A 25179-nucleotide genomic window follows, 5' to 3' on the forward strand; every position below is an offset into this window, starting at 1 on the left:
GAAACCGTGTTTCGCTTAATCCTCCTCAAGGCAGCGCAAGAGCCAATCCTTTAAATAGAAATAGCTGCGTAGGTCACATAGTAAAGACTAAATTAAAGGTAAAAAAAAGAGCCACCCGGTTAAGGATGACTCTTCTTAGGAATAGAGAGCTGACGATGACCTACTCTCACATGGCCGGAGCCACACTACCATTGGCGCAACGATGTTTCACTTCTGAGTTCGGGAAGGGATCAGGTGGTACCATCGTGCTATTGTCGTCAGCAAAGGGGGTTAGATATGAGTCTGATGTTTTACTTAATGACTTAAGTATCACTTATCCTAACTGAATCAAGGATAAAGGTGATATCGATATAAATGCTTACCATTCTATGAATAACCATTGCGCGTTTTGTCTGTCAAGGGACCTTCAAGTAATTGAAGGTGCGTGACAGACGCACAACTGAGTTCTCTATAGACAATTACAAACCACTTGGGTGTTGTATGGTCAAGCCAAACGAGCAATTAGTACAGGTTAGCTACACGCATCGCTGCGCTTCCACACCCTGCCTATCAACGTCCTAGTCTTGAACGGCTCTTTAGGGAAATCTTATCTTGAGGTGGGCTTCCCGCTTAGATGCTTTCAGCGGTTATCCCATCCGAACGTAGCTACCGGGCAATGCCATTGGCATGACAACCCGAACACCAGTGGTTCGTCCACTCTGGTCCTCTCGTACTAGGAGCAGCTCCTCTCAAATTTCCAACGCCCACGGTAGATAGGGACCGAACTGTCTCACGACGTTCTAAACCCAGCTCGCGTACCTCTTTAAATGGCGAACAGCCATACCCTTAGGACCTGCTTCAGCCCTAGGATGAGATGAGCCGACATCGAGGTGCCAAACACCGCCGTCGATATGAACTCTTGGGCGGTATCAGCCTGTTATCCCCAGAGTACCTTTTATCCGTTGAGCGATGGCCCTTCCATACAGAACCACCGGATCACTAAGACCTACTTTCGTACCTGCTCGACTTGTGGGTCTCGCAGTTAAGCGCGCTTTTGCCTTTATACTCTACGACCGATTTCCGACCGGTCTGAGCGCACCTTCGTACTCCTCCGTTACTCTTTAGGAGGAGACCGCCCCAGTCAAACTACCCACCATACATTGTCCTCGGCATTGTGATGCCTGAGTTAGAACCCCAACATGACCAGGGTGGTATTTCAAGATTGGCTCCACCAAGACTAGCGTCTCGGTTTCAAAGCCTCCCACCTATCCTGCACAAGTCAGGTCAAAGTTCAATGTAAAGCTGTAGTAAAGGTTCACGGGGTCTTTCCGTCTAGCCGCGGGTACACAGCATCTTCACTGCGATTTCGATTTCACTGAGTCTCTGCTGGAGACAGCGCTGCCATCATTATGTCATTCGTGCAGGTCGGAACTTACCCGACAAGGAATTTCGCTACCTTAGGACCGTTATAGTTACGGCCGCCGTTTACTGGGGCTTCGATCAAGAGCTTCGCATACGCTAACCCCATCAATTAACCTTCCAGCACCGGGCAGACATCACACCCTATACGTCCACTTTCGTGTTTGCAGAGTGCTGTGTTTTTAATAAACAGTTGCAGCAGCCTGGTATCTGCGACTGTCAACAGCTCAAGGAGCAAGTCCTATCACCATCAACAGCGTACCTTCTCCCGAAGTTACGGTACCATTTTGCCTAGTTCCTTCAGCAGAGTTCTCTCAAGCGCCTTGGTATTCTCTACCTGATCACCTGTGTCGGTTTAGGGTACGATTCGTTTATGACTATCGCTTAGAAGCTTTTCCTGGAAGCATGGTATTTGCCACTTCACCCTACAAGTAGGGCTTGCTATCAGATCTCGACCATATAGCAGCCCGGATTTACCTAAGCTGCAAGCCTACATCCTTTCACCTGGACAACCAACGCCAGGCTGACATAACCTTCTCCGTCCCTCCATCGCATCATAAACAAGTATCGGAATATTAACCGATTTCCCATCGACTACGCCTTTCGGCCTCGCCTTAGGGGTCGACTCACCCAGCCCCGATTAACGTTGGACTGGAACCCTTGATCTTCCGGCGTGCGAGCTTTTCACTCGCATTATCGTTACTCACGTCAGCATTCGCTCTTGTGATACCTCCAGCACACTTTACAATGCACCTTCACAGGCTTACACAACGCTCCCCTACCACTTGAAAACAAATTCAAATCCGCAGCTTCGGCTCCTAGTTTGAGCCCCGTTACATCTTCCGCGCGGGCCGACTCGACTAGTGAGCTATTACGCTTTCTTTAAAGGATGGCTGCTTCTAAGCCAACCTCCTAGCTGTCTATGCCTTCCCACCTCGTTTCCCACTTAACTAGGAATTTGGGGCCTTAGCTGGCGGTCTGGGTTGTTTCCCTCTCCACAATGGACGTTAGCACCCACTGTGTGTCTCCCGGATATCACTCATCGGTATTCGGAGTTTGCATCGGTTTGGTAAGTCGGTATGACCCCCTAGCCGAAACAGTGCTCTACCCCCAATGGTGTTCGTCCGAGGCGCTACCTAAATAGCTTTCGGGGAGAACCAGCTATCACCGAGTTTGATTAGCCTTTCACCCCTATCCACAAGTCATCCCCTGGCTTTTCAACGACAGTGGGTTCGGTCCTCCGGTGCCTGTTACGGCACTTTCAACCTGCTCATGGATAGATCACTCGGTTTCGGGTCTATACCCTGCAACTCATCGCCCTATTAAGACTCGGTTTCCCTACGGCTCCCCTAACGGTTAACCTTGCTACAGAATATAAGTCGCTGACCCATTATACAAAAGGTACGCGGTCACCACGCAAGGTGGCTCCCACTGCTTGTACGCACACGGTTTCAGGTTCTATTTCACTCCCCTCACAGGGGTTCTTTTCGCCTTTCCCTCACGGTACTGGTTCACTATCGGTCAGTCAGGAGTATTTAGCCTTGGAGGATGGTCCCCCCATCTTCAAACAGGATTTCTCGTGTCCCGCTCTACTTAATATGTTGATACTAGAATTTAAAATACAGGACTATCACCTACTACGGTCAGCTTTCCCACGCTGTTCTTCTATTCTAATATCAATCGGCTTCTCCCCGTTCGCTCGCCGCTACTTGGGGAATCTCATTTGATGTCTTTTCCTAAGGGTACTGAGATGTTTCACTTCCCCTCGTTCGCCTCTTGTACAAGTACAAGATACCTAGCTTATGCTAAGTGGGTTTCCCCATTCAGAAATCTCCGGATCACAGGATATTGCCGCCTCCCCGAAGCTTATCGCAGGCTGTCACGTCTTTCATCGCCTCTGACTGCCAAGGCATCCACCATGTGCGCTTAATTACTTGACCATACAACCCCAAAGGGTCTATTAGTTTCGCAATTATAACGATATCACCTATGTTTACGCTTGATTCAGTTCTCTTTACTTTTTTAATAACCAACTCTTGGGATAACAAACAATGTCGTTAAAGAGCTGATTATTAAGGTTAAGAAGTGCGCGTGAACACGCTCTTCTTAACCCAGACTCATATCTATGTTTTTAAATAGTTCTTACTCTCTCGTCGAGTAGTAAGTTCTGTATAAAACAGAAAGAAGTAATCATTTGATAATCACTTGTTTCTGTTTATGCTATTCTAAATATTCTATTTAATCGCGCTTGTTTATTAATGGTGGAGCCAAACGGAGTCGAACCGTTGACCTCCTGCGTGCAAGGCAGGCGCTCTACCAACTGAGCTATGGCCCCTAAATAATGGTAGGCCTGGGCAGACTTGAACTGCCGACCCCCGCGTTATCAACACGGTGCTCTAACCAGCTGAGCTACAGGCCTGTACGAGGCATATACCTCTAGCTAATAAACTAGCTTAAACTAAAGAACAACTTGTTGTGAATTCTTGCCAAGTGAATGCCGTCTATAAGGAGGTGATCCAGCCGCAGGTTCCCCTACGGCTACCTTGTTACGACTTCACCCCAGTCATCAACCACACCGTGGTGAACGCCGTCCTAAAAGGTTCGGCTATCCACTTCTGGTGCAATCAACTCCCATGGTGTGACGGGCGGTGTGTACAAGGCCCGGGAACGTATTCACCGCGGCATTCTGATCCGCGATTACTAGCGATTCCTACTTCATGGAGTCGAGTTGCAGACTCCAATCTGGACTACGATAGGCTTTAAGAGATTCGCATCACATCGCTGTGTAGCTGCCCTCTGTACCTACCATTGTAGCACGTGTGTAGCCCTGGTCGTAAGGGCCATGATGACTTGACGTCGTCCCCGCCTTCCTCCAGTTTGTCACTGGCAGTATCCTTAGAGTTCCCGGCTTAACCCGCTGGTAACTAAGGACAAGGGTTGCGCTCGTTGCGGGACTTAACCCAACATCTCACGACACGAGCTGACGACAGCCATGCAGCACCTGTATTCTAATTCCCGAAGGCACTCCCGCATCTCTGCAGGATTCTAGATATGTCAAGACCAGGTAAGGTTCTTCGCGTTGCATCGAATTAAACCACATGCTCCACCGCTTGTGCGGGCCCCCGTCAATTCATTTGAGTTTTAACCTTGCGGCCGTACTCCCCAGGCGGTCTACTTATTGCGTTAGCTGCGTCACTAAGTCCTCAAGGGACCCAACGACTAGTAGACATCGTTTACGGCGTGGACTACCAGGGTATCTAATCCTGTTTGCTACCCACGCTTTCGAACCTCAGTGTCAATATGATGCCAGAAGGCTGCCTTCGCCATCGGTATTCCTCCAGATCTCTACGCATTTCACCGCTACACCTGGAATTCTACCTTCCTCTCACCTATTCTAGCCTAACAGTATCAGATGCAGTTCCCAGGTTAAGCCCGGGGATTTCACATCTGACTTATCAAGCCACCTACGCTCGCTTTACGCCCAGTAATTCCGATTAACGCTTGCACCCTCTGTATTACCGCGGCTGCTGGCACAGAGTTAGCCGGTGCTTATTCTGCAGCTAATGTCATCGTCCGTGGGTATTAACCACGGAGTCTTCTTCACTGCTTAAAGTGCTTTACAACCAAAAGGCCTTCTTCACACACGCGGCATGGCTGGATCAGGGTTGCCCCCATTGTCCAATATTCCCCACTGCTGCCTCCCGTAGGAGTCCGGGCCGTGTCTCAGTCCCGGTGTGGCTGATCATCCTCTCAGACCAGCTACAGATCGTCGCCATGGTAGGCCTTTACCCCACCATCTAGCTAATCCGACTTAGGCTCATCTAATAGCGAGAGCAACAAGTTGCCCCCTTTCTCCCGTAGGTCGTATGCGGTATTAATACGAGTTTCCCCGTGCTATCCCCCACTACTAGGTAGATTCCTAAGTATTACTCACCCGTCCGCCGCTCGTCATCTGGGAGCAAGCTCCCAATGTTACCGCTCGACTTGCATGTGTTAAGCCTGCCGCCAGCGTTCAATCTGAGCCATGATCAAACTCTTCAGTTTAATCTGCATGTAACCCTTTAAAGAGGTTACGAAACTTGGCTCATTTAATCTGGCAAAATCGCTTTAAATTATGTTCGTAATGAATTAACTTTGAGTTTTTCTGCTGTCTTAAATGATAATTTTTATAGTTAGAATAAACTCCGAAAAGAAGTTCAAACCAACTTTATTTTTAGCACTCTTGCTCAGCAAAAATCCACACAAGTTGTTCTTTAGTTATGCTTTTAAATAGTGTCTCTTTACTGTCGTCCAGTTAAAGAGTTATATCAATCTTGTTTGCTAAGATAGCCTTAAACCCTTATGGGCCGTTCTATCTAGCGAGCTGACTATCATATCATATTCGATGTGTCTGTCAAGCTTTTATTTTAAATCTTTATAATTTGTATCTTAAGTTAAGAATTTGATTTAACTACCTTATTTGGTAGTTTGTCTCGTCCTGTCCCTTAATGAGGTGCGTATTATAGACGCTTTATTTGCTAAGTCAAGAATTAAATTATTTTATTCTAAAAGTAATTTAGTGGGTTGGGTGATTAGTTAATAGCTTCGCTATTAATAATAAGTGGTAAACCACTTCTCAATCCGCCTTCCCTTCCGACTGGGTGGCATTATACGCGCTTTGCTTTGGGCGTCAAGGGGTTTTGGAAATTAATTTACTATTTCCGTATTGTCTGACAAACCTTATATTTTCTAGCGCTTTTGACTGTTGATTTTATTACCTTTATTGCTTTGAAGCTAGCTTTTGTGAGTTGTACTATTAATTAACTTGTAAAAAACGCCTCTAGTAAGAGACGTTTGATTCGAAATTGCTCAGCTCGGCATTTAATATTATCAGATGACCGTGATATCTGTATCAATGTATAGCATAGTATCATCGTTGTTGCTTTGATAGAGATCATAGCCTACTTGATTAGAAGTCGCTGCTTTGGTAAAGTCTGTTAATACGACCTTATCGGCATCTCCTGAAGTTTCATTCGCACTATCGCCATTGATGAACAGCGTATTGTCATCATCAGTGATACCAATGACATCCTGTAATGAAAGACTTAGAGTTTGAGAGATACCATTAGTCATCTCTATAACTTCAATATCATTAACATTGTTTAAATCAATCGAGATACTGTCAAAGTATAGCGTATCTATATTTTGAGAACCATCACCTATTAAAGCGTCTGTCGACTCATCATCGATGTCGACGGCTCTGCTTGCTTGGCTAGTCATCATTCTATTACTATTGTTAGCATCGTAAGTCAGACTTATAGTTAAAGTAGTCATATCTTGATCACCATCATTATCAATAGCGGTATATGATATGGTCTCCTGATAGTCTGCGCTTACTGTTTTTGGTGCCGTATAGCTATAATCAGCATTATCAAAATCAATTACGAAGATACCATTGTTGGTTGTCGTTACTGTGACTGTATTTGTTGCCATGTCATAGCTATAACTAGTAGTAGCTGCTGTAGAAGTAAGTACAGCTGTGTCTATGTTATAAGTGAAATTACCAACACCACCGATATTAATGGTTGTGAGAGTCAGGCCATTGCCGTCTGCGCCGAACTGCACACTAGAGGAACCAGCAAGATTACCTGATAACGTAGTAATATCAATGTCGTTTAAAATACTGTCCTCTAAGGTTTGAGGAGTCACTGTCACGCCATCCTTATCAATGCCCATAACACCACTACCATCATAAGCGATAGGATCAAGCAAGGTGTTAGAACCTAAATTTACGATTGAATAAGCGGCTGCGTCTATCTTATTGGTATTCAAGAAGCCAGTCCAAATGGCCTCTTCTGCTGCCTGAATACCTACGTCATTAAAGTTGCTGTTCGCAGAACCCTCCAAAAGACTTGGACCGCCATTACCTCGGTTAGGTTCTCCATCGGTAATAAAAATAGCTTTATTTAATAGCGTAGCTCCACTAACATCTGCAATTTTACCACTGCTACCGAATGCAGTTATTGCTGCAGCTAATGCAGCATCATAATTAGTAAAGCCATTAGAGACATTGATATTATCAATTGCAACAAGTGCATCTGCAGCAGATAACCATGTGGATCCAATAATATTACTAGTTGATTGGAAAGTGACTAGTCTCACCGCAACTTCACCAAACTCATCATACTTACTAATAGCTTGTATCAAAGCTGATTTTGCTAAAGCTAACCTTTCTCCTCTCATGCTTCCAGATACATCAAGCATCAATAGCAAATTAGTATTAACAGGCTCTACTAAAATGTTTTCATTAACATCATTAGCCAGTGGCGAATCATCTTCGATAGTGAGCGTGAATACTGATGAGCTTGAGGTATTGAAACCGTCACTAACGGTAGCCGTAAAGCTCAAGTCAAGATTGTCTTCGCCATTAGTATTTGGATGATCAATTGGTTTTAAGAGCTCTGCAGTATAGTTAGCTGAGTAGTTGCCATTACCATTATCGGTAAACGCATCGATGGTCATAGTAATCACGTCTACTGGATTGCCTCCTATCATAGCTGAGCCTGTTAAGACATTGCCAGCCTGTGACCAAGTGACTTGACTGCCGCCTGAAGTAATTGCATTATTTCCAGTAGGCCCATTTAAGGTCACACTAAAGTCGCTAGCAGACATAGGGTCTGGATCGACTACTGTAATGACTCCGGTCTGTGTTGTTAAAAAAGCATTGTCAGTAAATGGTGGGAGAGCGTCATTGTCAGGGATACCTCCTGGTAAGCCTTCTTCGGAAACTGTGGTAGAGCTGATACTAATCGTTGGTACGGTGTCGTTATCAACAATGTTCATATCCGCAGTGGCTTGACCGACCACGATGGCCTCAAAGCCGCCGCCGACCGGATTACTGATGGTGATGCCAACCAGCTCACTACCCTCAGCGATAAAGTCATCGATGGTATCAATGTCAAGATCGGTGCTGCTAGTGCCTGCAAGGATGGTCACTTGCACCACACCGGTAAAGTCGGTGCCGTCAATGGCCACGCCACTATAAGTCACATCAACCACCACATCGGTGATCGCATTGACCGGGTTGCCATTGCTATCGGTTAAGCTGATCGGGAAGCTGGCACTATTACCCTCTTCAACGTCGCCCACGGTGTCGGCGATCGAGACGGTGATGGTATCCTCCGCCCCAGGATCAGCTTCATCAACAATGTTCATATCCGCAGTGGCTTGACCGACCACGATGGCCTCAAAGCCGCCGCCGACCGGATTACTGATGGTGATGCCAACCAGCTCACTACCCTCAGCGATAAAGTCATCGATGGTATCAATGTCAAGATCGGTGCTGCTAGTGCCTGCAAGGATGGTCACTTGCACCACACCGGTAAAGTCGGTGCCGTCAATGGCCACGCCACTATAAGTCACATCAACCACCACATCGGTGATCGCATTGACCGGGTTGCCATTGCTATCGGTTAAGCTGACTGGGAAGCTGGCACTATTACCCTCTTCAACGTCGCCCACGGTGTCGGCGATCGAGACGGTGATGGTATCCTCCGCTCCAGGATCAGCTTCATCAACAATGTTCATATCCGCAGTGGCTTGACCGACCACGATGGCCTCAAAGCCGCCGCCGACCGGATTACTGATGGTGATGCCAACCAGCTCACTACCCTCAGCGATAAAGTCATCGATGGTATCAATGTCAAGATCGGTGCTGCTAGTGCCTGCAAGGATGGTCACTTGCACCACACCGGTAAAGTCGGTGCCGTCAATGGCCACGCCACTATAAGTCACATCAACCACCACATCGGTGATCGCATTGACCGGGTTGCCATTGCTATCGGTTAAGCTGATCGGGAAGCTGGCACTATTACCCTCTTCAACGTCGCCCACGGTGTCGGCGATCGAGACGGTGATGGTATCCTCCGCCCCAGGATCAGCTTCATCAACAATGTTCATATCCGCAGTGGCTTGACCGACCACGATGGCCTCAAAGCCGCCGCCGACCGGATTACTGATGGTGATGCCAACCAGCTCACTACCCTCAGCGATAAAGTCATCGATGGTATCAATGTCAAGATCGGTGCTGCTAGTGCCTGCAAGGATGGTCACTTGCACCACACCGGTAAAGTCGGTGCCGTCAATGGCCACGCCACTATAAGTCACATCAACCACCACATCGGTGATCGCATTGACCGGGTTGCCATTGCTATCGGTTAAGCTGATCGGGAAGCTGGCACTATTACCCTCTTCAACGTCGCCCACGGTGTCGGCGATCGAGACGGTGATGGTATCCTCCGCCCCAGGATCAGCTTCATCAACAATGTTCATATCCGCAGTGGCTTGACCGACCACGATGGCCTCAAAGCCGCCGCCGACCGGATTACTGATGGTGATGCCAACCAGCTCACTACCCTCAGCGATAAAGTCATCGATGGTATCAATGTCAAGATCGGTGCTGCTAGTGCCTGCAAGGATGGTCACTTGCACCACACCGGTAAAGTCGGTGCCGTCAATGGCCACGCCACTATAAGTCACATCAACCACCACATCGGTGATCGCATTGACCGGGTTGCCATTGCTATCGGTTAAGCTGATCGGGAAGCTGGCACTATTACCCTCTTCAACGTCGCCCACGGTGTCGGCGATCGAGACGGTGATGGTATCCTCCGCCCCAGGATCAGCTTCATCAACAATGTTCATATCCGCAGTGGCTTGACCGACCACGATGGCCTCAAAGCCGCCGCCGACCGGATTACTGATGGTGATGCCAACCAGCTCACTACCCTCAGCGATAAAGTCATCGATGGTATCAATGTCAAGATCGGTGCTGCTAGTGCCTGCAAGGATGGTCACTTGCACCACACCGGTAAAGTCGGTGCCGTCAATGGCCACGCCACTATAAGTCACATCAACCACCACATCGGTGATCGCATTGACCGGGTTGCCATTGCTATCGGTTAAGCTGATCGGGAAGCTGGCACTATTACCCTCTTCAACGTCGCCCACGGTGTCGGCGATCGAGACGGTGATGGTATCCTCCGCCCCAGGATCAGCTTCATCAACAATGTTCATATCCGCAGTGGCTTGACCGACCACGATGGCCTCAAAGCCGCCGCCGACCGGATTACTGATGGTGATGCCAACCAGCTCACTACCCTCAGCGATAAAGTCATCGATGGTATCAATGTCAAGATCGGTGCTGCTAGTGCCTGCAAGGATGGTCACTTGCACCACACCGGTAAAGTCGGTGCCGTCAATGGCCACGCCACTATAAGTCACATCAACCACCACATCGGTGATCGCATTGACCGGGTTGCCATTGCTATCGGTTAAGCTGATCGGGAAGCTGGCACTATTACCCTCTTCAACGTCGCCCACGGTGTCGGCGATCGAGACGGTGATGGTATCCTCCGCTCCAGGATCAGCTTCATCAACAATGTTCATATCCGCAGTGGCTTGACCGACCACGATGGCCTCAAAGCCGCCGCCGACCGGATTACTGATGGTGATGCCAACCAGCTCACTACCCTCAGCGATAAAGTCATCGATGGTATCAATGTCAAGATCGGTGCTGCTAGTGCCTGCAAGGATGGTCACTTGCACCACACCGGTAAAGTCGGTGCCGTCAATGGCCACGCCACTATAAGTCACATCAACCACCACATCGGTGATCGCATTGACCGGGTTGCCATTGCTATCGGTTAAGCTGATCGGGAAGCTGGCACTATTACCCTCTTCAACGTCGCCCACGGTGTCGGCGATCGAGACGGTGATGGTATCCTCCGCTCCAGGATCAGCTTCATCAACAATGTTCATATCCGCAGTGGCTTGACCGACCACGATGGCCTCAAAGCCGCCGCCGACCGGATTACTGATGGTGATGCCAACCAGCTCACTACCCTCAGCGATAAAGTCATCGATGGTATCAATGTCAAGATCGGTGCTGCTAGTGCCTGCAAGGATGGTCACTTGCACCACACCGGTAAAGTCGGTGCCGTCAATGGCCACGCCACTATAAGTCACATCAACCACCACATCGGTGATCGCATTGACCGGGTTGCCATTGCTATCGGTTAAGCTGATCGGGAAGCTGGCACTATTACCCTCTTCAACGTCGCCCACGGTGTCGGCGATCGAGACGGTGATGGTATCCTCCGCCCCAGGATCAGCTTCATCAACAATGTTCATATCCGCAGTGGCTTGACCGACCACGATGGCCTCAAAGCCGCCGCCGACCGGATTACTGATGGTGATGCCAACCAGCTCACTACCCTCAGTGATAAAGTCATCGATGGTATCAATGTCAAGATCGGTGCTGCTAGTGCCTGCAAGGATGGTCACTTGCACCACACCGGTAAAGTCGGTGCCGTCAATGGCCACGCCACTATAAGTCACATCAACCACCACATCGGTGATCGCATTGACCGGGTTGCCATTGCTATCGGTTAAGCTGACTGGGAAGCTGGCACTATTACCCTCTTCAACGTCGCCCACGGTGTCGGCGATCGAGACGGTGATGGTATCCTCCGCTCCAGGATCAGCTTCATCAACAATGTTCATATCCGCAGTGGCTTGACCGACCACGATGGCCTCAAAGCCGCCGCCGACCGGATTACTGATGGTGATGCCAACCAGCTCACTACCCTCAGCGATAAAGTCATCGATGGTATCAATGTCAAGATCGGTGCTGCTAGTGCCTGCAAGGATGGTCACTTGCACCACACCGGTAAAGTCGGTGCCGTCAATGGCCACGCCACTATAAGTCACATCAACCACCACATCGGTGATCGCATTGACCGGGTTGCCATTGCTATCGGTTAAGCTGATCGGGAAGCTGGCACTATTACCCTCTTCAACGTCGCCCACGGTGTCGGCGATCGAGACGGTGATGGTATCCTCCGCCCCAGGATCAGCTTCATCAACAATGTTCATATCCGCAGTGGCTTGACCGACCACGATGGCCTCAAAGCCGCCGCCGACCGGATTACTGATGGTGATGCCAACCAGCTCACTACCCTCAGCGATAAAGTCATCGATGGTATCAATGTCAAGATCGGTGCTGCTAGTGCCTGCAAGGATGGTCACTTGCACCACACCGGTAAAGTCGGTGCCGTCAATGGCCACGCCACTATAAGTCACATCAACCACCACATCGGTGATCGCATTGACCGGGTTGCCATTGCTATCGGTTAAGCTGATCGGGAAGCTGGCACTATTACCCTCTTCAACGTCGCCCACGGTGTCGGCGATCGAGACGGTGATGGTATCCTCCGCCCCAGGATCAGCTTCATCAACAATGTTCATATCCGCAGTGGCTTGACCGACCACGATGGCCTCAAAGCCGCCGCCGACCGGATTACTGATGGTGATGCCAACCAGCTCACTACCCTCAGCGATAAAGTCATCGATGGTATCAATGTCAAGATCGGTGCTGCTAGTGCCTGCAAGGATGGTCACTTGCACCACACCGGTAAAGTCGGTGCCGTCAATGGCCACGCCACTATAAGTCACATCAACCACCACATCGGTGATCGCATTGACCGGGTTGCCATTGCTATCGGTTAAGCTGACTGGGAAGCTGGCACTATTACCCTCTTCAACGTCGCCCACGGTGTCGGCGATCGAGACGGTGATGGTATCCTCCGCTCCAGGATCAGCTTCATCAACAATGTTCATATCCGCAGTGGCTTGACCGACCACGATGGCCTCAAAGCCGCCGCCGACCGGATTACTGATGGTGATGCCAACCAGCTCACTACCCTCAGCGATAAAGTCATCGATGGTATCAATGTCAAGATCGGTGCTGCTAGTGCCTGCAAGGATGGTCACTTGCACCACACCGGTAAAGTCGGTGCCGTCAATGGCCACGCCACTATAAGTCACATCAACCACCACATCGGTGATCGCATTGACCGGGTTGCCATTGCTATCGGTTAAGCTGATCGGGAAGCTGGCACTATTACCCTCTTCAACGTCGCCCACGGTGTCGGCGATCGAGACGGTGATGGTATCCTCCGCCCCAGGATCAGCTTCATCAACAATGTTCATATCCGCAGTGGCTTGACCGACCACGATGGCCTCAAAGCCGCCGCCGACCGGATTACTGATGGTGATGCCAACCAGCTCACTACCCTCAGCGATAAAGTCATCGATGGTATCAATGTCAAGATCGGTGCTGCTAGTGCCTGCAAGGATGGTCACTTGCACCACACCGGTAAAGTCGGTGCCGTCAATGGCCACGCCACTATAAGTCACATCAACCACCACATCGGTGATCGCATTGACCGGGTTGCCATTGCTATCGGTTAAGCTGATCGGGAAGCTGGCACTATTACCCTCTTCAACGTCGCCCACGGTGTCGGCGATCGAGACGGTGATGGTATCCTCCGCCCCAGGATCAGCTTCATCAACAATGTTCATATCCGCAGTGGCTTGACCGACCACGATGGCCTCAAAGCCGCCGCCGACCGGATTACTGATGGTGATGCCAACCAGCTCACTACCCTCAGCGATAAAGTCATCGATGGTATCAATGTCAAGATCGGTGCTGCTAGTGCCTGCAAGGATGGTCACTTGCACCACACCGGTAAAGTCGGTGCCGTCAATGGCCACGCCACTATAAGTCACATCAACCACCACATCGGTGATCGCATTGACCGGGTTGCCATTGCTATCGGTTAAGCTGATCGGGAAGCTGGCACTATTACCCTCTTCAACGTCGCCCACGGTGTCGGCGATCGAGACGGTGATGGTATCCTCCGCTCCAGGATCAGCTTCATCAACAATGTTCATATCCGCAGTGGCTTGACCGACCACGATGGCCTCAAAGCCGCCGCCGACCGGATTACTGATGGTGATGCCAACCAGCTCACTACCCTCAGCGATAAAGTCATCGATGGTATCAATGTCAAGATCGGTGCTGCTAGTGCCTGCAAGGATGGTCACTTGCACCACACCGGTAAAGTCGGTGCCGTCAATGGCCACGCCACTATAAGTCACATCAACCACCACATCGGTGATCGCATTGACCGGGTTGCCATTGCTATCGGTTAAGCTGATCGGGAAGCTGGCACTATTACCCTCTTCAACGTCGCCCACGGTGTCGGCGATCGAGACGGTGATGGTATCCTCCGCCCCAGGATCAGCTTCATCAACAATGTTCATATCCGCAGTGGCTTGACCGATCACGATGGCCTCAAAGCCGCCGCCGACCGGATTACTGATGGTGATGCCAACCAGCTCACTACCCTCAGCGATAAAGTCATCGATGGTATCAATGTCAAGATCGGTGCTGCTAGTGCCTGCAAGGATGGTCACTTGCACCACACCGGTAAAGTCGGTGCCGTCAATGGCCACGCCACTATAAGTCACATCAACCACCACATCGGTGATCGCATTGACCGGGTTGCCATTGCTATCGGTTAAGCTGATCGGGAAGCTGGCACTATTACCCTCTTCAACGTCGCCCACGGTGTCGGCGATCGAGACGGTGATGGTATCCTCCGCCCCAGGATCAGCTTCATCAACAATGTTCATATCCGCAGTGGCTTGACCGACCACGATGGCCTCAAAGCCGCCGCCGACCGGATTACTGATGGTGATGCCAACCAGCTCACTACCCTCAGCGATAAAGTCATCGATGGTATCAATGTCAAGATCGGTGCTGCTAGTGCCTGCAAGGATGGTCACTTGCACCACACCGGTAAAGTCGGTGCCGTCAATGGCCACGCCACTATAAGTCACATCAACCACCACATCGGTGATCGCATTGACCGGGTTGCCATTGCTATCGGTTAAGCTGATCGGGAAGCTGGCACTATTACCCTCTTCAACGTCGCCCACGGTGTCGGCGATCGAGACGGTGATGGTATCCTCCGCCCCAGGATCAGCTTCATCAACAATGTTCATATCCGCAGTGGCTTGACCGACCACGATGGCCTCAAAGCCGCCGCCGACCGGATTACTGATGGTGATGCCAACCAGCTCACTACCCTCAGCGATAAAGTCATCGATGGTATCAATGTCAAGATCGGTGCTGCTAGTGCCTGCAAGGATGGTCACTTGCACCACACCGGTAAAGTCGGTGCCGTCAATGGCCACGCCACTATAAGTCACATCAACCACCACATCGGTGATCGCATTGACCGGGTTGCCATTGCTATCGGTTAAGCTGATCGGGAAGCTGGCACTATTACCCTCTTCAACGTCGCCCACGGTGTCGGCGATCGAGACGGTGATGGTATCCTCCGCTCCAGGATCAGCTTCATCAACAATGTTCATATCCGCAGTGGCTTGACCGACCACGATGGCCTCAAAGCCGCCGCCGACCGGATTACTGATGGTGATGCCAACCAGCTCACTACCCTCAGCGATAAAGTCATCGATGGTATCAATGTCAAGATCGGTGCTGCTAGTGCCTGCAAGGATGGTCACTTGCACCACACCGGTAAAGTCGGTGCCGTCAATGGCCACGCCACTATAAGTCACATCAACCACCACATCGGTGATCGCATTGACCGGGTTGCCATTGCTATCGGTTAAGCTGATCGGGAAGCTGGCACTATTACCCTCTTCAACGTCGCCCACGGTGTCGGCGATCGAGACGGTGATGGTATCCTCCGCTCCAGGATCAGCTTCATCAACAATGTTCATATCCGCAGTGGCTTGACCGACCACGATGGCCTCAAAGCCGCCGCCGACCGGATTACTGATGGTGATGCCAACCAGCTCACTACCCTCAGCGATAAAGTCATCGATGGTATCAATGTCAAGATCGGTGCTGCTAGTGCCTGCAAGGATGGTCACTTGCACCACACCGGTAAAGTCGGTGCCGTCAATGGCCACGCCACTATAAGTCACATCAACCACCACATCGGTGATCGCATTGACCGGGTTGCCATTGCTATCGGTTAAGCTGATCGGGAAGCTGGCACTATTACCCTCTTCAACGTCGCCCACGGTGTCGGCGATCGAGACGGTGATGGTATCCTCCGCCCCAGGATCAGCTTCATCAACAATGTTCATATCCGCAGTGGCTTGACCGACCACGATGGCCTCAAAGCCGCCGCCGACCGGATTACTGATGGTGATGCCAACCAGCTCACTACCCTCAGCGATAAAGTCATCGATGGTATCAATGTCAAGATCGGTGCTGCTAGTGCCTGCAAGGATGGTCACTTGCACCACACCGGTAAAGTCGGTGCCGTCAATGGCCACGCCACTATAAGTCACATCAACCACCACATCGGTGATCGCATTGACCGGGTTGCCATTGCTATCGGTTAAGCTGATCGGGAAGCTGGCACTATTACCCTCTTCAACGTCGCCCACGGTGTCGGCGATCGAGACGGTGATGGTATCCTCCGCCCCAGGATCAGCTTCATCAACAATGTTCATATCCGCAGTGGCTTGACCGACCACGATGGCCTCAAAGCCGCCGCCGACCGGATTACTGATGGTGATGCCAACCAGCTCACTACCCTCAGCGATAAAGTCATCGATGGTATCAATGTCAAGATCGGTGCTGCTAGTGCCTGCAAGGATGGTCACTTGCACCACACCGGTAAAGTCGGTGCCGTCAATGGCCACGCCACTATAAGTCACATCAACCACCACATCGGTGATCGCATTGACCGGGTTGCCATTGCTATCGGTTAAGCTGATCGGGAAGCTGGCACTATTACCCTCTTCAACGTCGCCCACGGTGTCGGCGATCGAGACGGTGATGGTATCCTCCGCCCCAGGATCAGCTTCATCAACAATGTTCATATCCGCAGTGGCTTGACCGACCACGATGGCCTCAAAGCCGCCGCCGACCGGATTACTGATGGTGATGCCAACCAGCTCACTACCCTCAGCGATAAAGTCATCGATGGTATCAATGTCAAGATCGGTGCTGCTAGTGCCTGCAAGGATGGTCACTTGCACCACACCGGTAAAGTCGGTGCCGTCAATGGCCACGCCACTATAAGTCACATCAACCACCACATCGGTGATCGCATTGACCGGGTTGCCATTGCTATCGGTTAAGCTGATCGGGAAGCTGGCACTATTACCCTCTTCAACGTCGCCCACGGTGTCGGCGATCGAGACGGTGATGGTATCCTCCGCCCCAGGATCAGCTTCATCAACAATGTTCATATCCGCAGTGGCTTGACCGACCACGATGGCCTCAAAGCCGCCGCCGACCGGATTACTGATGGTGATGCCAACCAGCTCACTACCCTCAGCGATAAAGTCATCGATGGTATCAATGTCAAGATCGGTGCTGCTAGTGCCTGCAAGGATGGTCACTTGCACCACACCGGTAAAGTCGGTGCCGTCAATGGCCACGCCACTATAAGTCACATCAACCACCACATCGGTGATCGCATTGACCGGGTTGCCATTGCTATCGGTTAAGCTGATCGGGAAGCTGGCACTATTACCCTCTTCAACGTCGCCCACGGTGTCGGCGATCGAGACGGTGATGGTATCCTCCGCCCCAGGATCAGCTTCATCAACAATGTTCATATCCGCAGTGGCTTGACCGACCACGATGGCCTCAAAGCCGCCGCCGACCGGATTACTGATGGTGATGCCAACCAGCTCACTACCCTCAGCGATAAAGTCATCGATGGTATCAATGTCAAGATCGGTGCTGCTAGTGCCTGCAAGGATGGTCACTTGCACCACACCGGTAAAGTCGGTGCCGTCAATGGCCACGCCACTATAAGTCACATCAACCACCACATCGGTGATCGCATTGACCGGGTTGCCATTGCTATCGGTTAAGCTGATCGGGAAGCTGGCACTATTACCCTCTTCAACGTCGCCCACGGTGTCGGCGATCGAGACGGTGATGGTATCCTCCGCTCCAGGATCAGCTTCATCAACAATGTTCATATCCGCAGTGGCTTGACCGACCACGATGGCCTCAAAGCCGCCGCCGACCGGATTACTGATGGTGATGCCAACCAGCTCACTACCCTCAGCGATAAAGTCATCGATGGTATCAATGTCAAGATCGGTGCTGCTAGTGCCTGCAAGGATGGTCACTTGCACCACACCGGTAAAGTCGGTGCCGTCAATGGCCACGCCACTATAAGTCACATCAACCACCACATCGGTGATCGCATTGACCGGGTTGCCATTGCTATCGGTTAAGCTGATCGGGAAGCTGGCACTATTACCCTCTTCAACGTCGCCCACGGTGTCGGCGATCGAGACGGTGATGGTATCCTCCGCTCCAGGATCAGCTTCATCAACAATGTTCATATCCGCAGTGGCTTGACCGACCACGATGGCCTCAAAGCCGCCGCCGACCGGATTACTGATGGTGATGCCAACCAGCTCACTACCCTCAGCGATAAAGTCATCGATGGTATCAATGTCAAGATCGGTGCTGCTAGTGCCTGCAAGGATGGTCACTTGCACCACACCGGTAAAGTCGGTGCCGTCAATGGCCACGCCACTATAAGTCACATCAACCACCACATCGGTGATCGCATTGACCGGGTTGCCATTGCTATCGGTTAAGCTGATCGGGAAGCTGGCACTATTACCCTCTTCAACGTCGCCCACGGTGTCGGCGATCGAGACGGTGATGGTATCCTCCGCCCCAGGATCAGCTTCATCAACAATGTTCATATCCGCAGTGGCTTGACCGACCACGATGGCCTCAAAGCCGCCGCCGACCGGATTACTGATGGTGATGCCAACCAGCTCACTACCCTCAGCGATAAAGTCATCGATGGTATCAATGTCAAGATCGGTGCTTCTAGTGCCTGCAAGGATGGTCACTTGCACCACACCGGTAAAGTCGGTGCCGTCAATGGCCACGCCACTATAAGTCACATCAACCACCACATCGGTGATCGCATTGACCGGGTTGCCATTGCTATCGGTTAAGCTGATCGGGAAGCTGGCACTATTACCCTCTTCAACGTCGCCCACGGTGTCGGCGATCGAGACGGTGATGGTATCCTCCGCCCCAGGATCAGCTTCATCAACAATGTTCATATCCGCAGTGGCTTGACCGACCACGATGGCCTCAAAGCCGCCGCCGACCGGATTACTGATGGTGATGCCAACCAGCTCACTACCCTCAGCGATAAAGTCATCGATGGTATCAATGTCAAGATCGGTGCTGCTAGTGCCTGCAAGGATGGTCACTTGCACCACACCGGTAAAGTCGGTGCCGTCAATGGCCACGCCACTATAAGTCACATCAACCACCACATCGGTGATCGCATTGACCGGGTTGCCATTGCTATCGGTTAAGCTGATCGGGAAGCTGGCACTATTACCCTCTTCAACGTCGCCCACGGTGTCGGCGATCGAGACGGTGATGGTATCCTCCGCCCCAGGATCAGCTTCATCAACAATGTTCATATCCGCAGTGGCTTGACCGACCACGATGGCCTCAAAGCCGCCGCCGACCGGATTACTGATGGTGATGCCAACCAGCTCACTACCCTCAGCGATAAAGTCATCGATGGTATCAATGTCAAGATCGGTGCTGCTAGTGCCTGCAAGGATGGTCACTTGCACCACACCGGTAAAGTCGGTGCCGTCAATGGCCACGCCACTATAAGTCACATCAACCACCACATCGGTGATCGCATTGACCGGGTTGCCATTGCTATCGGTTAAGCTGATCGGGAAGCTGGCACTATTACCCTCTTCAACGTCGCCCACGGTGTCGGCGATCGAGACGGTGATGGTATCCTCCGCCCCAGGATCAGCTTCATCAACAATGTTCATATCCGCAGTGGCTTGACCGACCACGATGGCCTCAAAGCCGCCGCCGACCGGATTACTGATGGTGATGCCAACCAGCTCACTACCCTCAGCGATAAAGTCATCGATGGTATCAATGTCAAGATCGGTGCTGCTAGTGCCTGCAAGGATGGTCACTTGCACCACACCGGTAAAGTCGGTGCCGTCAATGGCCACGCCACTATAAGTCACATCAACCACCACATCGGTGATCGCATTGACCGGGTTGCCATTGCTATCGGTTAAGCTGATCGGGAAGCTGGCACTATTACCCTCTTCAACGTCGCCCACGGTGTCGGCGATCGAGACGGTGATGGTATCCTCCGCCCCAGGATCAGCTTCATCAACAATGTTCATATCCGCAGTGGCTTGACCGACCACGATGGCCTCAAAGCCGCCGCCTTGTGGGTTACTGATGGTGATGCCAACCAGCTCACTACCCTCAGCGATAAAGTCATCGATGGTATCAATGTCAAGATCGGTGCTGCTAGTGCCTGCAAGGATGGTCACTTGCACCACACCGGTAAAGTCGGTGCCGTCAATGGCCACGCCACTATAAGTCACATCAACCACCACATCGGTGATCGCATTGACCGGGTTGCCATTGCTATCGGTTAAGCTGACTGGGAAGCTGGCACTATTACCCTCTTCAACGTCGCCCACGGTGTCGGCAATAGAGACGGTGATGGTATCCTCAGGACCTGGCTCGTCTTCATCGACGATTGTACCTATTCCAGTAACGCCATTAACGGTAATTAGAACCGTTTCGTTTGGTTCTGCGATAGCATCATCGAGGGTTGGGTATCTGACCGTAAAGCTAGTCACTCCCGCAGGAACCGTAATAGTTTCAGTGATAGAATCATAAGTAACGCGATCGCTAAACATAGGAATGTTGCTATAATCATCCCCTGCGGTGGCGGAACCATCGGCTATACTAAAGCTACAGATCATATCAGTAGCTGAAGGATTACTTAAGGTGACAGTGTGTACTAAGATATCACCTTCACTTACTGTTTCATTTGAAACACTTACTACTGGCGTATCGTCACCAAGTGGTGGATTCTCAGGGTCTAATGGCGTCTCGCCATCAGTAGTACCATCATCATAAATAGTAGTATTTACAGTATTTTGAGTAGGATTAATAGTGGCACTACCTGAATCTATACTGGTGACAGTTACATTAAAATCCTCTGGTCCTTCAAATAAACTGTCATCGACAATAGGGACACTAAAAGTTGCTGAGGTAGCACCTGCAGGAATAGTAATCGTTTGAGTAACTGGTGCAGTATAATCAGCACTACCTTCTGTAGAGCCATCGATGATTGTTACGATTATACTCGTATCAACTGTACTTGGATTGCTTAGATTAACGGTATAAACTGCCTCACTTGGCGTGCCATCAAAACTTGTTTCGTTAAGATTAGTGGTACCGATAATACTTACTACTGGCGTATCATCGCCAAGCGGTGGATTCTCAGGATCTAACGGTGTCTCGCCATCGGTAGTACCATTATCATAAATAATAGTATTTACAGTATTTTGAGTAGGATTAATAGTAGCGTTACCAGAATTCACACTAGTAATTATGACATCAAAGTCCTCTGGACCTTCGAATACATTATCATCGATAATAGGTATACTAAAAGTCACTGAGGTAGCACCTGCGGGAATAATAACCGTTTGAGTAGCAGGCGCATTATAATCATTTGACTCAGCTGAACCATTATTAATAGTTATTGTTACAGCAGTATCGACAGTGCTTGGACTACTCAAACTGACAGTATATGTGGCTTTACTAGCAGTGCCATCTTCAGCGGTCTCATTAAGAGTAGTTGTACCTGTTATACTAACGGTAGGTGTTATAGGTGGTGGCAAACTATCATTATCATCATCACTACTACTACTAGCAGCAGCAATTATACCGATCAGTCCTAATCCTGCTGCAGCCGGTATCCACCAAGGTATGACAGCCACTGCCGTATAGTCTTGACCACCTAAAGCTTGACCTTCTACATCTCCTGCCTCTAGCTGAGTCACATAATCGTAGGCTTCGCCAGTATCTGGGACATAGTAATAATACTGACCATCTTCAGCCATGCCTAATAGTGCGCTATCTTCACGATCATAAAAACCTTCTATAATAAGATCGCTATTTTGTCCATTTTCTTCAAACGAGACATGTAAATCATTATTCACGCGTTTAGTGATAATATGATTAGGTGCACGATTAATAGCCGTATCATAGAACTCATAGTTCACTTTATCCATTGCAGTGATGACAGTTGGGGTACCATCTTCGGTGACGACTTGCACTTGGCTTATAGTTTGAGTCGCGTCGTTGGTTTTTACGATAATAGTATTCATGATATTCTCTCTTTTTTCAAAATTTAGTAACTCAAATACGTTCTATAAGATTGTTCGACTTAATTGCTGCGTCTCTCTTTGATCAGAGCGACAACACGGCGATTAAGTTGTCTACCTTCTGCTGTATCATTAGTTGCTCTTGGACGCGACTCTCCGTAACCGATAGCCGTTAAGCGATCAGCGGCAATGCCAAATTGATTTATTAAAACGTCTCTTACCGCATTTACTCGACGCTGTGATAGGGCTTGGTTATAGCTGTCACTACCTTGACTATCGGTATGACCTTCGATGACTGTCGTAGTGTTTGCATAGCGGTTCATAAAATCTGCAACTTCGGCAACTTCCGAGAAGTATTCTGGCTTGACCACTGATTTATCCGTATCGAACAAGACTTCTAGATCGATAGTAGCTGGCTCTTCTAGTACGACAGTCTGCTGTCTAACGACTACTGGTGGTGTGACGACAACTGGAGCACTCACGACAACAGGCGGTGGACAGTTTGGTACCACGCGGCTAACCTGATGTGTCTGATAGCGCTTATTGGCTAACATCTGTAAGGCATTGTTTTCAGTAATTTGCATAAGGGAGCTGTTGCCTTGCTCATCCATATCGACATATATAAAATAAGTCTGACCACCTGCGAGTTGGAAGTTTTTGGCATTTGCTGATAAATTATTGTTTTTAAAGCCAGTCGCTTGAGCGCTTAGACTGTTAGTACCTACGCAAGACTCGACTACGGTATAACTACCAGGCTGCAGGCTCACTTGAAATCTATTGTTAACGGCAATATTGGCGCTCGTTTGCTCAGCGTCATCATCATTTTTACGAATGAATACTAAGCGAGTTTTAGTGCTATCTATCTCTTGCGCTAATAGTGCCTTTACATCTACATCGGCTTTGGTTTTCCATGCCACACCATTCACTCTTCGATTATCACCTTCGTTATAAACCCCACCATTAGTCGTTGTACAAGCGGTAAAGCTCAAAGCTATAGTGGGTAGTAATAAGGTAATAAGGGTTGTTTTAAGTAGCTTGTCCATAGCAGACTCCTAATAAGATTTATAAGCGGTTTAATAAAAATGTTTAGCTAACTTCAAGAAATCATTTATAAAATGCATTTTTGGTTATTGGTTTTAAATAAATGTCAATGGTAGTAATGAGGCGCTTCTATGACTAAAAAATTAAACTATCTATTTAGTGTAGAGAGAGGGTATAGGCTTTGTAATAGTACAAACGTACTAATCAGAGAAGTAATTGAGACAGAGACAGGAGGTTTAAGGAGGCTCAGGTACTAGGTTTTAGGAGGGTTTTATTGAAGATGTTGTTGACTAGACTACAGATCAAAAGTAGAGATTTATTATTAAATAGCTATGAGATTGATTAGTTTTAATGAGTTTTTGACTAAAAAAAACGCCCCTAAATATAGGGGCGTCTCATTGATAAAATAACTTTAAAACACATAGTAGGCTAAAGGTTTAGTACAGATATTAGCGCTCACCTAATCCTTCAGAGAAGGTCTTGGTAATAGGTTTGGTCAAGTAAGAAAGCACAGATCTCTCTTGCGCCTTTATATCTACTGAAGCGGTCATACCTGGCTTGATCACAATCTCATCACGGCGCTCTGCAAATTCGGCGCCTGTAATTTTTATCTGTACTCGGTAATAAGGCTCTTCACCATTCGGTGTTTGCTCCATCAAAGTATCTGGACTAATATAAGTAACCGATCCATTCATAGCTCCAAAGATAGAATAATCATAAGCATCAAGCTTGACAGTGGCCGCTTGCCCTTCTTTTACATAAGCTATATCTACAGGGGTGACCTTAGCTTCAACGATCAAATCGCTACTGGTAGGCAGTATCTTCATGATGATCTCGCCCGGTTTGACCACACCGCCGATAGTGGTAATCAAAATATTATTTACCTTACCATCGGTAGGAGCAAATAGGTTTTTCTCTTCTAACACTTGTGAGTAATCACGCAACTGTTCAAGCTCAGTATCTAGCTCTTCTTGAGCTTTGGTCATCTCGCTTTGTGCTTCTTCAAAGTATTTATTACGCTTATTAGTGATTTGCGCTTGAATCTCTGCCACTTGCCTACGCAGTTTAATCACATCCGCCTGACTGACATCACCATAGGTTAATAATGGCTCATTCATGCTCAGCTCTTGATTCGCTAATACCATCATCTTTTGTAGTGAGCTGACGTCTTGATCAATTGCTTGGCGACGGCGATTATATAACTGAGTTTGGTTTTCTACATATTCACTATAACTTTTGATATCATCTGGGAACTGTAAAGGCCGCTCAAAAATCTCCGCCTCCAAACGCGCCAGCCTAGCTTTTAGCGCCGCTATCTTAGAGTTTGAGTTCGCCACTGCCGCTTGGGCGCGTTCCTCCTCCAAAGTCACCAATAATTGTCCTTTAGTGACCTCTTCGCCTTCTTTTACCAATATCTCAGTCAATACCCCGCCTTCTACCGCTTGAATGTCTTGGGTTCGAGCGCTAGCAATCACCGTGCCTGTAGCGCGAGTAACCTGATCAATTTTGGCAAAATATGCCCAAACCACTAGTACAATAATACCAATCAGTGCTACCCATATAATAATTCGGGTACGCCCAACTTTAGGGTCATGAGGTTTATATTGATAGTTATCCATTATCGTGCCCTATACTATA

The 25179-nt window shown here is 49.4% G+C and carries 3 protein-coding genes, 2 tRNA genes and 3 rRNA genes; all 8 read right to left on the reverse strand.

The annotated features are described in order from the left end of the window. Window positions 1-147: 147 nt before the first annotated feature. Window positions 148-262 (reverse strand): 5S ribosomal RNA (gene rrf, locus M0N77_RS08280). Window positions 263-480: 218 nt separating this feature from the next. Beyond that, a 23S ribosomal RNA gene (locus M0N77_RS08285) occupies window positions 481-3338 on the reverse strand. A gap of 319 nt (window positions 3339-3657) precedes the next feature. Next, window positions 3658-3733 (reverse strand) — tRNA-Ala (locus M0N77_RS08290). A gap of 7 nt (window positions 3734-3740) precedes the next feature. Beyond that, window positions 3741-3817, reverse strand: a tRNA-Ile gene (locus tag M0N77_RS08295). An 85-nt stretch (window positions 3818-3902) separates the two neighbouring features. Beyond that, a 16S ribosomal RNA gene (locus tag M0N77_RS08300) occupies window positions 3903-5442 on the reverse strand. The 16S, 23S and 5S rRNA genes sit together here with 2 tRNA genes alongside, the layout of an rRNA operon. An 825-nt stretch (window positions 5443-6267) precedes the next feature. Then, the gene (locus M0N77_RS08305; protein ID WP_353104745.1) at window positions 6268-22503 is read right to left on the reverse strand and encodes a Calx-beta domain-containing protein; all 16236 of its coding nucleotides are present in this window, start codon (window positions 22501-22503) and stop codon (window positions 6268-6270) included. A gap of 59 nt (window positions 22504-22562) precedes the next feature. Beyond that, window positions 22563-23543 (reverse strand): OmpA family protein, encoded by a 981-nt coding sequence (locus tag M0N77_RS08310; protein WP_353104746.1) that lies wholly within the window; start codon window positions 23541-23543, stop codon window positions 22563-22565. Window positions 23544-23990: 447 nt separating this feature from the next. Further along, entirely contained in the window at window positions 23991-25160 is a 1170-nt protein-coding gene (locus tag M0N77_RS08315) for an HlyD family type I secretion periplasmic adaptor subunit (RefSeq protein WP_353104747.1), read from the reverse strand. Window positions 25161-25179 lie beyond the last annotated feature (19 nt).

It is taken from the genome of Psychrobacter sp. AH5 (assembly GCF_040371085.1).
GTDB lineage: Bacteria > Pseudomonadota > Gammaproteobacteria > Pseudomonadales > Moraxellaceae > Psychrobacter.

Coding starts and splice junctions, on each gene's coding strand:
- M0N77_RS08315 (WP_353104747.1), bottom strand. CDS start 25,160: ATGGATAACTATCAATATAAACCTCATGACCCTAAAGTTGGGCGTACC.
- M0N77_RS08305 (WP_353104745.1), bottom strand. CDS start 22,503: ATGAATACTATTATCGTAAAAACCAACGACGCGACTCAAACTATAAGC.
- M0N77_RS08310 (WP_353104746.1), bottom strand. CDS start 23,543: ATGGACAAGCTACTTAAAACAACCCTTATTACCTTATTACTACCCACT.